Below are 13,888 nucleotides of genomic sequence, written 5' to 3'. Positions count from 1 at the left end.
TGCGGGCTGCACAACTTCCGGCGTACCGGTCGCTGGGCGACGCCGTCGGCGAACCCGGAGAGTGAGGGGCGGGCATGCACCAAACCTAGGCCACCAGACCGCCGTCAGGTGACCCGGCCGGCCCTGGTTGGGCAGGATGTACCCCACCCCCGCTCGCCAGGAGATCATCATGGGCGCACCGCTCGCCGCCGCCGCCGACCGTACGTTCGCCCGACCCGACCGCCGGCTGCTGGCCGGGATCGCGGCGCTCGCCACTCTGGGGGCCGTCGGCGCGGCCACCCTCGTCGACCTGCGTCCACCGGCGCCGCGCGGGGCCGACGCCCCAGCCGAGGTGTTCAGCGCGCACCGCGCCCACCAGCACGTCGAACAGATCGCGGCGGCGCCGCACCCGGCCGGCAGCGCCCGCAACGACGAGGTCCGCGAATACCTGGTCGCCACGCTGACCGGTCTCGGGTTGATTCCCGAGATCCAGACGGCGGTCGGCCGGGAAGCCGGCCAGCTCAGCGGTGCCGCCAACGGCGTCACCCTGGCCCAGGTACGCAACGTCATCGCACAGATCCCCGGCACCGATCCGACCGGGCGGGTGTTCCTCGTCGCACACTACGACTCCGTACAGGTCGGTCCGGGGGCCAACGACGACGGCGCGGGCGTCGCCACCCTGCTGGAGGTGGCCCGGGCGTTGACCGTGACCGACCGCCCCCGCAACGACGTCGTCCTGGTGTTCACCGACGCCGAAGAGGCCTGCCTGTGCGGGGCGTCGGCGTTCGTGTCGGCCCACGCGCTCGCCTCCGACGGCGACGGGGTCGTGCTCAACCTGGAGGCGCGCGGCCGGACCGGACCGGTGATCACCTTCGAGACGTCGCGCGACAACGCGGCGCTGATCGACGTCTTCGGCCGCTCGGCCCCCCACCCGGTCGGCACCTCGTTCGCCGTCGAGGTCTACCGACAACTGCCCAACGACACCGACTTCACCCCGTTCCTCGACGCCGGATTCGCCGGCCTGAACTCCGCCTACCTCGACGGATCGGCGATCTACCACACCCCGCAGGACACCCCCGAGTCGATGAACCTGGCCAGTCTGCAGCACCACGGGGACAACACGCTCGGCCTCACCCTCGGCTTCGGCGCGACCGACATCCCGGGACTGACCACCGACACCGACGCCACCTACTTCCCCACGCCGCTCGGGCTGGTGCACTACTCAGCGACACTCACCTGGCCGCTGGCCCTGCTGGCCGCAGCCGCCGTCGCCGCGCTGGCCTGGCTGACCCGACGGCGCGGGCGCGGCGACTGGCCCCGACTCGTCGGCGGGTTCGCGCTGGCCGCGATCCCGCTGGTGCTCGCCCCGGTCGCCGCCCAACTGCTGTGGCTCGCGGTGACCGGCATCCGGCCGGCGTACGCCGATCTGCTCGACCCGCACCAGCCGACGCCGTACCGGCTGGCGGTGCTCGCGCTCGCCGCGACCGTCGTGCTGACCTGGTACGCCCTGCTGCGGCGGCGGATCGGGCCGGCCGGTCTGGCGGTCGGTGGGCTCGGCTGGCTCGCCGTACTCGGCGTGCTGCTGGCCGCCGTGGCACCCGGCGGGTCCTACTTCGCGGCTCTGCCGGCCCTGGCCGGGGCGATCGGTGGACTGGTCGCGCTCTCGCTGCGGACGACCTCGGCGGCGGCGGTCGTCGCGCTGGTCGCCGCCGCCGTGGTGCCCGTGGTGGTGTTGCTGCCGATCGTGGTGCTGCTCTTCCCGGCGCTGGGCATGGGCACCTCGGGGGTCGCGGCCGCCGTCGCGGTGCTGCTCGGGCTGGCCGTCCTGCCCGTACTCGACCTGCTGCTGCCGCAGGCCGGCGGGCAGCGGGCGACGGCGGCGGTACGGGCGCGGCGGCTCGGTCCGCTGCCGGCGGCGCTCACCGCGACCGCCACCGTCGTGCTGGTCGTCGTCGGGTTGGCCGTCGACCGCGTCGACGCCGACCGTCCGGTGCCGACCCATCTGATGTACGCCCTGGACGCCGACACCGGCCAGGCCCGCTGGTTCAGCGCGGAGACCCGGCCGCAGCCGTGGACGATGCGTCACGTCACCGGCGAGGCGGTCACCGCCCCCGAGTTCCCGCTGCTCGGTACGCACGAGCTGCGGTCCGGCGAGGCCAAGCCGGCCACCGCGCTGTCGGCGCCCACGCTGGACCTGCTCGACGACAGCGGGGTGTCCGCCGACGGGACGCGTACGCTCCGGCTGAAGCTGGTGCCGCGACGCCCGGTCCGGTTGGTCGCCCTGCACGTGGCCGCCGACACCGCCGAGGTGCGCTCGGCGACGGTGGCCGGCCAGTCGATCCCGGTCGAATCGGCGGGCGCCGACGCCGGTGCCGACTCGGGCGAAGGCGCGGCCGAAGGCGGGGGCCGGTGGAGCTTCGGTACGGTCTTCCACGCCCCGCAGCCGGACGGCTTCGAGATCGTGCTGGTGGTACGGCCGACCGGGGATGGTCCGGTCGGGCTGCGGGTGAGCGACGGCAGTGACGGGCTGACCGGGCTGCCCGGCTTCACGCCCCGGCCGGCCGGGGTCGGGATCGCCGGCTCACACACCAGTGAACTGGTCACCGTCGCCCGCACCTACACCTACTGACCTGCGTTCCGGGCTTATACCCCGGGCGGCGCTCCCGCCCCGGTCGAGGGCATGTTCGCCCGTACGACAGGGGCGGGGGCGCCGCGATCACGCGGTAGGTCGCCGGATCAGCCGCGACCCTGGTCGACGATGAAGGCCGCGATCCAGGCCAACGGCGCGTTCCAGTTGATGGTCAGCTCGTTGGTGGACCAGGACTCGATGTCGTCGATGTAGCAGAACTGCGGCGCGCAGCCGGTCAGCAGCCGCTGCGCCACCGGGTCCTGGATGGACGAGTTCGGACCACCGGCGATGGTGCCGCGCGGCGGGTTCGGCAGGTCCGCGTTGAGCTGCCGGGCGTACCAGCGGGAGTGCTGGTTCTGCGACGACACCGTGCCGTAGCCGGTGACGTAGGAGATGTTGAGCGCGTTGCGGCCGAAGATGTAGTCCATCGTCTGCAGCACCGCGTCCCGGTACTTCTCCTTGCCGGTCAGGTCGTACGCGGTGGCGATCACGATCGCGTTGTTGATGATCTGGTGGTTGGAACCCCAGTCGTAGCGGTTGTCCGCCGGGGCGTACGGGATGCCGTACGGGTGGGCCTTGAGCGTGGCCAGGTAGCGGTCCGCCGCCGCGATCACCGACGCCCGTACCTGCCACCAGCCCGGCAGGTCGTTTGGCGTCGTGGCCAGCGCCATCCGCCCCAGCGGCGCGGTCCACTGCCAGCCGAAGCCACGTTCGTCGAAGATGTCACCGGTGTGGTGCGGCGAGGCGAGCACGAAGTCGCGGAACTCGCTCTCCCCGGTGGTCAGGTAGAGCTCGGCCGCCGCCCAGTAGAACTCGTCGGTGACGTCGACGTCGTCGTACGCGCCGCCGCCGATGGCGTCCGCCGGATCGGCGTACATCTCCGGGTTGGCCATGGCCGCCGCCCACGCGGTCCGGGCCGCGTCCAGGTTACGGTCGGCGAAGTCCTGGTCGTACGGCGCGAACACCCGCGCCGCCTGGGCGGCGGTGGCCGCCAGGTTGAGCGTGGCGGCGGTCGACGGCGGGTGCAACTCGCGCAGCTGGGCGTCGAGGTGCGGCAGCAGCGGCAGACCGGTCCACGCGGCGTCGTGGATCTTGTGGTGGGCCATGCCGGCGAGCGGCTGCCCGGCCGGGACCTGCATCTTGAGCAGGAACTCCTGCTGCCAGCGGACCTCGTCGAGGATGTCCGGCAGCTGGTTGCCGCTCTCCGGCAGGTCCAGGGTGCCGTCGTACTGCAGCCACGAGTTGCCCTGGCCGACCCGCAGGCCGCGCTCGTACTCGTTCATCAGCTGGTAGACGGAGATGCCGCCGTTGACGACGTACTTGCCGTGGTCACCGGCGTCGTACCAGCCACCGGAGACGTCCAGGGTGTAGTCGCAGACACCGGGCTGGCAGGGCACTGAAAGGTCACCCTGGTTGGGCGCGACGCCGACGTGTCCGGCCGGGCGGCCGTAGCCGGGCCGCAGCTCGTCCAGAATCTCGATGCCGCTGCGCTGGGTGTAGTAGAACTTCAGCGCGTCGGCGCGCAGCTGCGTGTAGAAGGTGGTGCCGATCTCGAACGGGTAGCTGGTCTCGCCGTCGGCGACCAGGGTGTAGCCGGTGCCGGGCCGGACGAAGCGGCTGAACGTGATCGAGTGGACGTTCTGTCCGGAGGACTCGTCCAGCCCGTACGGCTTGGTCTTGCCGTTGACGACGACCTTGCCGCCTGAGTCGTACAGCTTCCAGGGCAGCGGGTCGGTGGCGTCGGTGACGAGGGTGGCGTTCTTCGGCCCCTTCGGCAGGTAGCCGACCTGGTTGACCCGTACCCGGGGTCCGGTGTCCGGCACGTACTCCTCCGGCTCCGCCCCGCCGCGCAGCGAGACGTCGTCGAGGCAGAACCGCCACGGGTCGGCGCTGCCGCCGATCTGGAAGGCCACCTGCGCGTTGGGCAGGTCGGTCGGGGCGGTGAAGGTGAACGTGTAGTTGTTGCCGGAGACGCTGATTTCGGGGTTGGCCGCCATGTACTGGGTCCACGGGTCGACCGGCAGTTGGATCAACGCCCGGACGATCTTGTTGGGGGTCGCGGTGGCGAAGAACGTGTATTCGTACGTCTCCCCGGCGACCAGCGGGACGTTGTCCTGGCCGATGATCACGTCCCACGGGTTGACGGTGCCACCGGGGATGTCGGCGCAGAGCTGCTGGCTGCTGGAGTCGAGGGTGATGTTGGGGGTGCCCCACCAGGGTTCGTGGCCGTCGTCGAAGGTGCCGTTGACGATCTGTTCGGGGGCTTCTTCCTGCGCGTGGGCGGGAAGAGCGGCGGTGAGGGCGGTGGCGGTCAGCGCCGCCACCGCGGTGACGGCGAGCGGAACGGTCCGCCGCCGGGAGAGTATCGACACGCCGGGTCCTTTCGATGGTCGTGCGGCGCCGCCGTGGGGCCGGACGCCGCGAAGGCGGTCGTGCATCGAAAGCAGCGGATGGGAGCGCTCCCACCCGCGATACTCGAATATTCGCAGCGTGTTACGGGCATGTCAATAGATCAATGCCGGCCCTTCACCGCAGACGCAGCGCCGATACCCGGTCGTAGACCTCGTTGCGGTGCAGACCGGTCAGCTCCCCCGCCAGCGACCGCACCGTACGGGTGTCCAGCCCGGCACCGAGCAACAACTCGATCACCCGGTCCGGATCGAGCCCCCCTGCCCCCACCCCGCCACCGGCCGACTCGCGCCGCCGGGCACCGTCCACCACCACGGTCACCTCGCCCTTGACGTCGTCGCGGGCCGCCAGGTCGGCGTACACCTGCGACAGCGGGCCACGCAGCCACTCCTCGTACGACTTGGTCAGGTTGCGCACCAGCGCCGCCGACCGGTCGCCGAGCACCTCGCGCACGTCGGCCAGCATCTCCACCACCCGGTGCGGCGCCTCGAAGAAGATCAACGTGGCGGCCACCGGGGCGATCTCGGTCAACGCGGTCCGGCGGGCGGCCGACTTGCGGGGCAGGAACCCGACGTACAGGAATCGGTTGGCCGGCAGCCCGGAGCCGACCAGCGCGCTCACCGCGGCGCTGGCACCGGGTAGCGGGTCGACCCGTAGCCCTTCGGCGAGCGCCGCCCCGACCACCAGGTAGCCGGGGTCGTTGACCAGCGGCGTCCCGGCGTCGGAGATCAACGCCACGTCGGTGCCGGCGTTCAGCGCGGCGACCAACTCCTTGGTGCGGGCCTGCTCGTTGTGGTCGTAGCAGCTGACGACCCGGACGTCGATGTCGTGCGCGTCGAGCAGCCGGCGCGCCCGCCGGGTGTCCTCGGCGGCGACCAGCCCGGCGGTCCGCAGCACGTCCAACGCCCGCAGCGTGATGTCGCGCGGGTTGCCGATCGGCGTCGGCACCACCGACAACGTGCCGCGCCGCTGCTCGCCCTGGTCGCCGCCCTGCTGCCCGCCGTGGTCGCTCCCCCGCTGCGCCTCACTCACCCGGCGATGGTAGCCGCCGGGAGGCCAATGTCTTTTCAGCCGTGATCCCGCTGGGGGATCATGATCCCCCAGCGGGATCAGGCCAGAACGCAATACCGGTCCGGGGGACGTCAGCGGATCAGCCCGAGCGCCGTCGCCAGGCGGGCGACGCCGGCGACCTGCGGCCCGCACCGGGCGACCTCAGCCACGACGGTACGGGCGGAAGGCCGGCAGCGGATCTCAGCCGGTGCGACGCGGTCGGCTTCGACGAGCCACCGCCCCGCCCCGGTCGGGTCACCGGTGTCGAGGTGCGCCCGAGCGGCGTCCACCAGGTACGCCGCTCGGTGCTCGGCCGGCAGTCCCTGCCAGAGCTGTCGGCTGGCGGCTGTCTCGTGCCGGCGTACGGCCTGGCGGGCGTCACCGAGATGGGCGGCGGCCACCACCCGCGCCAACTCCACCGCCGCCGGCCCGAAACCCGAGGCGCGGTAGTCCTGCCCGTCGCCGATCCGCCCGTCGCCGACCTGCCCGGCGACGTCGGCAGCCCGCGTGAGCAGTTCGCCGGCAGCAGCGTTGTCGCCGCAACCCGCAGCGGCCAACCCGGCCTGCAGCAGCAACGCCCCGTACACCGACCGGTGCTCCGTCCCTGCGGCTCCTTCTCTCGACGCGGCCCCTTCAGTCAACGCGGCGACCCGGTCGGCGGCGGTGATCGTCACCGCCATCGCCAGCCGGTGCTGGCCCAGGCCGCGTAACGCCTGCCCGAGCGGCACCACCGCCGACGCTGCCAGCAACCGGTCACCGCCGGCTGCGGCGAGGGCCCGGTCGGCGGCCAACCAGGCCAGCTCCGCCTCACCGACCTTGACCAGCACGAGCGCTGTCACCCGGTACGCCTGCACCAGCAGCGCCGTTCCGTGCTCGGGCCGTTGCCCGTGGAGCTGCCGAGCGGCGTCCAACAACTCCGGCACCGCCCGCAGCAGCCGAGGATAGTCCCCGTGCCGGTACATCGCCCAGGCATGCTCCACCCGCCGGGATACCTCCCCCGACAGGTTCCGCACCACGCTGTCGGGTGCGCTGGTGAACACGTCGTAGCTGGCCAGTGCCACCCGGACCGCGTCCACACCGGCCGTCGCGTCGCCCGGCGCGGTGCCGGGTCGCTGCTGGCCGTCGTTGCCGAGCAGTTCGGTCGGGTCGACCCGCAGCACGTCGGCGATCTGCTGGATGAGCGAGAACTTGTCGAGGGTGCGGACGCCGCGTTCGACCTTGTCGACCCAGCTCTTCGACCGGCCGATCCGATCGGCGAACACCTGCTGAGTCATCCGTCGGCGTACCCGCCACTGCGCGACCCGACGTCCGATCGCCACGGTCACGGCCGGTCGACTCCGATCCAGGTCCAAGAGACGAAGCGCTCATGCAACTCGGCCGGGTCGCTGATGCCGGCTTCCTCGGCGGCCACCGTCAGCAGCTCACCAACGTCGACCGACAGCGCCACCGGCTCGTCCACGTACGCCTCCGCCAGCTGCGTCCGACCCGGCGGACATGGCCACGGCGTACCGTCCGGACACACCGCACACCACCATGACGGCCGTATCGGCTCGTGCACCGGCTCCCCGCCCTCTGGGCTGGGCTTCCTCACCGCAGGTAGTGCCGGCCGGCGTTACCGCCCCGCCGCTGCGCGCGATCGGTCCGGGTCGCCGGCCGCCGATCCGCAGGCGGCACCGTACGGTCGGCGTACCGCCGCCGACCCGGCACCGGAAACACCACATCCACCGGTACGTCCGCACGCTGAAACCACTTTCCGAGCACGACACGGCCCCCCTCGACGGTGAGAGTTGGAAGGGCGGCGACCCCGAGGTGGCTCTCCACGTCAACCCCGAGGCCGCCGCCCTGGCACCCGCCGCCGCAGCCTGAACCGCATTACGACGACGGGGCCGTGTCCAGAACGCTACGAGCGGTTACGAATCGGAGAGGGACAACCTGTACCAGGGGTACAGCTACCAGTCGATACCCATTGCCAACGCCAACTCCCGGGCATCCTCGCCCACCACGCCGGTACGCCCGGCAAGCTCCATCGCCATGCCACGGGCGTACGGCTGATGCCGGACGGTCTCCACCGACTCGCGTAGCGCCCGTCCGAGCAGGTGGACCACCGCAACCTCGTCCCGTCGCATCAGGTGAGCCCGCGCGGCGTCGATCAGGCCACCGGCCCGCCGGGTCCGGGACGGAAGTGCCGAGTAATCGACCGCCGCCGCCCGCCGCACCGCGTCCCCCGGACGCACGAGATCGATGCCAAGGGTCACCCCGAACGCATCGACGACCACGGACCCGAACATCAACCACGGATGTACGTAGCCGGGACCGAGTCGGCGCGCGGCCGCATCCGCCGAGTCCCAGTATCGCCAGGCCTGCCCCGCGCGACCGGCGCGGGCATGTCCCAGTGCCAGCCCAAGTTGCAGCTGCCCCCATCGGGCAAGCTGCTCAACGTCGCCACCGTCACCGCCGCCTTGTAGCGCGAGCGCGTCAACCAGCACCTGCTCCGCCGCGTCGGGCTCGCCATCGGAGCGGTACACATGGGCGTAGTACCAGGCGGCAGCGGCGATCGCGCCAGGATCGTCAGCGTCCTGCGCAGCGAGCATCGCCCGGTCGGCCGCCAGCCAGACCAACTGGGACTGCGGCTGGTGTGCCGCGTACAGCTGCACCAGGTGGTAAACACGAGCAAGCTCGGCAGCGGCCTGTCTGCGATCGACGCCGTCCAGCCGACGAGCCGCGATGCGCGCATCGGTCAGCAGTCCTGGGAGCAACGCGGCGACCGCAGTCCGCTCCGCACTCGCGTGGTGCCAGGCCGCCCACGCATGATCGACGCGGGCACGCAGTTCTGCGGCCGCCAAGGGATCGCCAGCTGGCAGGGTGGTGCGCTGCACAGCAGTGGCAACGCTGTCGACAGCGGGATGGCCGGAGCGAGTAACCGAGGCGACCGGAAGCGACTGCTCTCCGGTCAACGTCGACAGATCATCGATGTCCAGAACTTCTGCCAACCGCAGCAGCATCGGCAGACGGGGGACGAGCAGTCTGCCCGATTCGACCGCCTTGACCCATTCAGCGCTACGGCCGACCAGGCCGCCGAGCACAGCTCGGGTCTTGCCGCTACGTTCGCGGTACGCCCTCAGGCGCGATCCAAACGTATCCATGATGTCTCCCAGGTAGAGGCTGGGCGGCGGCGCGGACGGGGCCTCTACCTCCCGGCGCGCCGCCACGTCCGACGGTACCCGCTCCCGCGTAGCACAAGCAGCCCGTACAGCGGCATCTGCGCCTGGGCCGCCGGCATCGACGACAGCGGGCGTACAGTTCGGATCGACTATCCGAACAGTGAGGGTTGTCAAGCCGCACATCGCGCTGAGTGATCAACTCACCAAGCCCACCACCTGCTGTTCTCAAAGAATGAGACAACAGCGATCAGGTGCTCGACAAGTTGACTGATCTAAATTGATCTTTTATTCTGGCATTCTGCCGGCGACCCAGAGCAGCGAATTGTTGACCCAGAGCGGCGAATTGTTTCAGTGGTGTTTCGATTGGAGACAGCATTAATGGATCGACACCAAGGACGTGCGGGCTGGAAAACAGTAATTGTTGCCACCATGACAGTCGCAGCGCTAATCCTGTCCTCAAGCCCTGCGTCGGCCAAGCAGACCAGCCCGACTCCTGACGCATCAGGCCCAAATAGCAGCCTGCTGCAGTTGAACGCGGAAGGCGAATTGTCGGCAACGTCCCTTAGTCCCGCCGGATGCGCGGGGAAAACGCACAATCCACACCGATCGAGCCACGTGCCCGGGACGATCAACGTTGTCGGGTACACCAAGTGCAATTACAATGTCGCCGCAGTCAAGATCTCGATCAACCTCTACCGCTCTCGCTGGTATGGCTGGGAGTTGCGTGGCAGCAGCGGCCTTCAAACCAACCCCAACAGCGGCTATATTCAAAAGAACGCCGGATCCCCGTATTGCGCAGGCGATGTTCACGACTGGCTCGGAAGCTCTTACCACGAGAGCGTTGAAAGCAGTGGAACATACTATAGCAATACGTCAAATCAGGTTAATGGCATCACCTGCTAATGGTTACTGGTTTTGTAAATTCGCTTCGGTCGAGGGAGGCAATCCCCTCGACCGAGGCTCTTCCTGGTTCATTGTCTATGTTAGTCCTCATCGGGTTGATCGTACTTATTTCAACGGGTTGCGTTCGTGGTGAAACGGCAGATGGGCCGCCTTCGACCACACCACTTCGAGACGATCTCCGGCCGGCTGTTGAACCACCACCGCGTGTACCGCAAGCGCTGATACGCTCTACGACATCAGCCACCGTTCCCGGCACGTTGGTCTATTGGGCATGGATTGAAGAGGGCACACTTACTAGCGGTACGCTGGAGGCGATTCCGCGCGATAGTCCGGTTCAGGTCACTGAGGGTTCACCCATAAATATCGACCTTGCCACATCGGTCGAGCCAGTACGAATTCGGGTTCTATTCTACGAGTCAGTGCCCGCGATTGGAGTACCCAATGGGACGCGACACGAGCTCACATGCGGTCCGACGATACCCAACACCGGATGCGACTACACCGTCGACGATAAGGTGAGCATTACCGCCGGCTGGCGCGGGTCGACCAACTTGATCGTTGTCAACGCAGCTTGGTACGTACCCGCGCATATACGTGAGCACGATGGTACACTCCCGTCCGAGGTTTCTGCGTCATGGGCGTTCCTCGCCGAGAGTCTGGAAGGCAGGTGACTGTGTGTTGGAGGCTGGGTTTCCCAAGATCGTCGGATCGGTACTCATCTCGATGGTGACGGCTGACATGCGACACACCAGACTCGCCGTCAGCCTCGTCAGCATGTACGACGAGCGGTACCTCAACGACATTGTCTTGCCGCAAATCGGAGCCTCACAGACTCAGTTAGCCACACCTTCCCGCTTGCTAGGCGGCTTGCTGCCTCGTCGGCGGGAGGTCCATCAATCGCCGCCTACCGTGGTCCGCAGCCGAGCCTGGATTGAGAAGCCCGACCGATGGCGCTACGAGGAACCGGATGACTCCGGTGCCGTCGCACTGGCGCACGGCTCGGACGGCGTCACGCGCTGGGCCTACGTTGACGGCTCGATCCGCCAGTGGAAGCCGACCCCTGAAACCGGCGCCCGGCAGCTACCGCCGACCGCTTGGCAGCAGGCTCCAAACCAGCCCTTACGTGAGATCATCGACCCGTCACTCGTTCTGCCCGCTCTAGCGATCGAATCCGCCGAAGAGCGAGAAACTGCCTTCGGGCGTGCTGTTCGACTATCCGGGCATCCCCGTTCCGCAGACATCGTCGAGTCCGCTCTGGTGAGCCCGTGGGCGGAACAGTGTGTGATCGACGTTCACTGCCTGACAGGGATAGTGGTCGCGGCGTGCAACTTCGGAACAAACGGTCAATGCCTCACCCAGCACTCACTTGAGACACTTCAAACCTCGATCGAAATCACAAGTGAGACCTTCGCTGTACCTACTCGTGATAGCTTCTCTTAGTCGACAATCCGGCGACATCGATCCGTCAAGGTTGTCCATTCTTGCCTTTGAGTCCGTCTTTACATCTACCTCTGTCCCAAAGCTCAATTGGACGCACCGGCCCTGGTGTCGGGCGATAGCAGCCGTTCCATACAACGATCAATAACATGGCGCGCACCGCCAGCCGGAGGTTCGCCGGGCGAGGCTTGACCTTGTCGTAGCGGCAACGTTTCTACTGGTGGCATGCGAATCGGCGAGCTTGCCGCGCTGGTCGGGGTCTCCACCCGGACCGTGCGCCACTACCACCACCTCGGGCTGCTACCCGAACCGGAGCGACTCTCCAACGGCTACCGGGAGTACCGGCTGCGCGACGCGGTCGCGCTGGCCCGGGTACGCCGGTTGAGTGAGCTGGGGCTCTCGCTCGACGAGATCCGCGACGTACTCGCCGACGACCGAGGGCGGGAGCTGCGCGAGGTACTCACCGAGCTGGACGCCGACCTGGCCCGCCAGCAGTCAGCCATCGCCGAGCAGCGGCAGCGGCTCGCCGTACTGCTCGCTGCCGGCGAGTCGGTCGACGAGCTGGACCCCGACGCCACGGTCTCCGAGGAGATGGCGGCGGTGCTGCGGCAGCTGCCGACCGACGGCTCCGCGTTCGCCGCGATGGACCGGGAGATGCTGGCGCTGCTGGACACCCGGGTCGCGCCGGAGCACCGCAGCGAGTTCAGCGCACTGTTCCAGCCGTTGACCGAGCCGGCGATGCTGGCCCGTACGCAGGAGTTCTACCGGCGGCTCGACGAGATCGCCGACGCCGACCCGACCGACGAACGGGTGGCGTCGCTCGCCGCCGACCTGGAGGGCTTCCTGCCGATCGAGATGACCGAGGCGATCGCCGCGAACGCCGACGACGCGACAGGGGTCCAGTGGTTGACCACTATCGCCGGTGAGTTCTCCCCCGCCCAGGCCCAGGTGTTCCGGCTGCTGGTCGCCCGGTTGCGGAGCCAGCGGTGACGGCGCGGTCGGACCGCGAGGCGGTCGCCCAGGCAGGTAGCGGGACGCCGGTGGAGCAGGTCGGCGGGCTGCGTCGGGTCGGGGTGGTGCTGCGCCGGCTGGTCGGGTTCGAAGCCGCCGGCATGGTCAGCCTCTGGCTGTGGGTACGCCGTCGCCGCCACGGCGTACCGGAGTCGGCGACGGCGGTGCCCTATGCCGGGGCGGTGGCGTCGACGATGGTGATGTTCCTGGTGGTGTCGGTCGTGGAGCTGGTCGCGGTGGAGATCCTGCTCCGGGCCATCGGCGCCCCGGACCCGCTGCGCCACGCGATCCTGATCGTTGACGCGTACGGCGTACTGATCGCTCTGGCCGTGATCGCCGCGACCGTGACCGGACCGCATGTGATCGGGCCCGACGAGATCCGGGTGCGCAACGCCGCGTTCCTGGACGTACGGGTGCCCCGTCGGCTGGTCAGCGAGGTTCGGATGGTGCGAAACTACAACGAGCAGGGCACCATCCGGGTCGACGGTGACACGCTCATCGTGTCGGCGATCGCGCAGACCAACCTGGTGGTCGAGTTGGCCGAGCCGGTGCGGGTGGTCCGCCCGCTGGGCCGTGTCGCACACGTACGGACGATCCGGTTCTTCGCCGACGACCCGACGGCGGCGCTGGCGGCGGTGACGTCTAGCGCAACAGCCGTCACTTCCAGCGGAAGTGGACGAACAGGCGGCCGAAGTTCTTCGAGTCCTTCTCCACCCGGTGGTAGAGCTGCTTGATCTCCTTCTGGTCCAGGAACCGCAGCACCCGCTTCTTGAGCTGGCCGGAACCCTTCCCTGGGATGATCTCGACGAGGGTGGCCTTCTTGGCCACCGCCTCGTCGATGATCCCCTTCAACGCCCGGTCGATGTCCTGACCACGGTTGAAGATGTCGTGCAGGTCGAGCTTCAGTTTCACGGCACCCGTCCGTTGACCTTGGCTTCCACCCGGCGCAGGGCCGCCAGGTAGTCCGAGTGCTCGGAGCGCATGGCGGCGGCGAGCCGCAGGTGCCGGAGCGCCTGCGACGGCCGTCCGAGCCGTTCCAGGGTACGGCCCAGCACGTGGTGCGCGTAGTGGTCGCTCGGGTCCCGGGCGATCAGCTCCCGCAGCTGCTCCTCGGCCCGGCCCAGCTGGGCGGACTGGAAGTAGGAGCGGGCCAGCAGTTGGCGGACCGCCGAGTTGTCGGGCTCGGCGGCGATGATCGGCTCCAGCAACCGGGCTGCGCCCGACGGGTCACCGGAGTCGAAGTACAGGTTCGCCCGGCGGTACTCCTCCAGCAGATCCATGGTCGCCCCACCTTTCCGGTCACGATCAC

Annotated in this window: 13 protein-coding genes; 6 read left to right on the top strand and 7 right to left on the bottom strand. The window is 69.1% G+C overall.

The window, feature by feature from the left end; genetic code table 11:
* The first annotated feature begins 169 nt into the window (after positions 1–169).
* Positions 170–2,608, top strand: coding sequence for a M28 family peptidase (locus tag O7632_RS05560; RefSeq protein ID WP_278111965.1), 2,439 nt, complete (start codon positions 170–172; stop codon positions 2,606–2,608).
* A gap of 107 nt (positions 2,609–2,715) precedes the next feature.
* Here the strand turns inward: O7632_RS05560 and O7632_RS05555 are convergent, their stop codons facing one another.
* The 4 genes from O7632_RS05555 to O7632_RS05540 all read right to left on the bottom strand — a co-directional run bounded on the left by O7632_RS05555 (position 2,716) and on the right by O7632_RS05540 (position 7,526).
* Complete coding sequence (locus tag O7632_RS05555) at positions 2,716–4,932, bottom strand: glycoside hydrolase family 9 protein (protein WP_278119852.1); 2,217 nt, start codon at positions 4,930–4,932, stop codon at positions 2,716–2,718.
* Between the two features lie 202 nt (positions 4,933–5,134).
* Positions 5,135–6,049, bottom strand: coding sequence for a 16S rRNA (cytidine(1402)-2'-O)-methyltransferase (gene rsmI, locus O7632_RS05550; RefSeq protein WP_278111964.1), 915 nt, complete (start codon positions 6,047–6,049; stop codon positions 5,135–5,137).
* 110 nt (positions 6,050–6,159) lie between these two features.
* Positions 6,160–7,392, bottom strand: coding sequence for a helix-turn-helix domain-containing protein (locus tag O7632_RS05545; protein WP_278111962.1), 1,233 nt, complete (start codon positions 7,390–7,392; stop codon positions 6,160–6,162).
* Positions 7,389–7,526, bottom strand: a complete 138-nt coding sequence (locus O7632_RS05540; protein WP_278111961.1) for a hypothetical protein — start codon at positions 7,524–7,526, stop codon at positions 7,389–7,391. The genes O7632_RS05545 and O7632_RS05540 overlap by 4 nt, the downstream gene beginning before the upstream one ends.
* Positions 7,527–7,666: 140 nt before the next feature.
* Between O7632_RS05540 and O7632_RS05535 the strand changes: the two genes are divergently transcribed.
* Positions 7,667–7,933: a hypothetical protein gene (locus O7632_RS05535; protein WP_278111959.1), complete on the top strand. Its 267-nt coding sequence runs from the start codon at positions 7,667–7,669 to the stop codon at positions 7,931–7,933.
* 83 nt (positions 7,934–8,016) lie between these two features.
* On the opposite strand, the gene O7632_RS05530 is transcribed toward O7632_RS05535, so the two are convergent.
* On the bottom strand, positions 8,017–9,210 hold the full coding sequence (locus O7632_RS05530) for a helix-turn-helix transcriptional regulator (RefSeq protein ID WP_278111957.1): 1,194 nt from the start codon (positions 9,208–9,210) through the stop codon (positions 8,017–8,019).
* 447 nt (positions 9,211–9,657) lie between these two features.
* Here O7632_RS05530 and O7632_RS05525 point away from each other — a divergent pair, with 447 nt between their 5' ends.
* The 4 genes from O7632_RS05525 (at position 9,658) to O7632_RS05510 (ending at position 13,313) form a co-directional block, all read left to right on the top strand.
* Positions 9,658–10,131 (top strand): hypothetical protein, encoded by a 474-nt coding sequence (locus tag O7632_RS05525; RefSeq protein ID WP_278111955.1) that lies wholly within the window; start codon positions 9,658–9,660, stop codon positions 10,129–10,131.
* Between the two features lie 675 nt (positions 10,132–10,806).
* Positions 10,807–11,571, top strand: coding sequence for a hypothetical protein (locus O7632_RS05520; RefSeq protein ID WP_278111953.1), 765 nt, complete (start codon positions 10,807–10,809; stop codon positions 11,569–11,571).
* Between the two features lie 222 nt (positions 11,572–11,793).
* Complete coding sequence (locus O7632_RS05515) at positions 11,794–12,558, top strand: MerR family transcriptional regulator (protein WP_278111951.1); 765 nt, start codon at positions 11,794–11,796, stop codon at positions 12,556–12,558.
* Positions 12,555–13,313: a hypothetical protein gene (locus O7632_RS05510; RefSeq protein ID WP_278111950.1), complete on the top strand. Its 759-nt coding sequence runs from the start codon at positions 12,555–12,557 to the stop codon at positions 13,311–13,313. Before O7632_RS05515 ends, O7632_RS05510 begins: the two co-directional genes overlap by 4 nt.
* Here O7632_RS05510 and O7632_RS05505 read toward each other — a convergent pair.
* Both O7632_RS05505 and O7632_RS05500 read right to left on the bottom strand, forming a co-directional pair.
* Positions 13,237–13,491, bottom strand: a complete 255-nt coding sequence (locus tag O7632_RS05505; RefSeq protein WP_278111949.1) for a Smr/MutS family protein — start codon at positions 13,489–13,491, stop codon at positions 13,237–13,239. The genes O7632_RS05510 and O7632_RS05505 overlap by 77 nt on opposite strands.
* A complete protein-coding gene (locus O7632_RS05500; protein WP_278111948.1) occupies positions 13,488–13,859 on the bottom strand; it encodes a tetratricopeptide repeat protein in 372 nt (123 codons plus the stop codon). Before O7632_RS05500 ends, O7632_RS05505 begins: the two co-directional genes overlap by 4 nt.
* Positions 13,860–13,888: the final 29 nt, after the last annotated feature.

This window comes from Solwaraspora sp. WMMD406 (assembly GCF_029626025.1).
Taxonomy (GTDB): Bacteria; Actinomycetota; Actinomycetes; order Mycobacteriales; family Micromonosporaceae; genus Micromonospora_E.
This window is presented reverse-complemented; position numbering and strand designations above follow the sequence as displayed.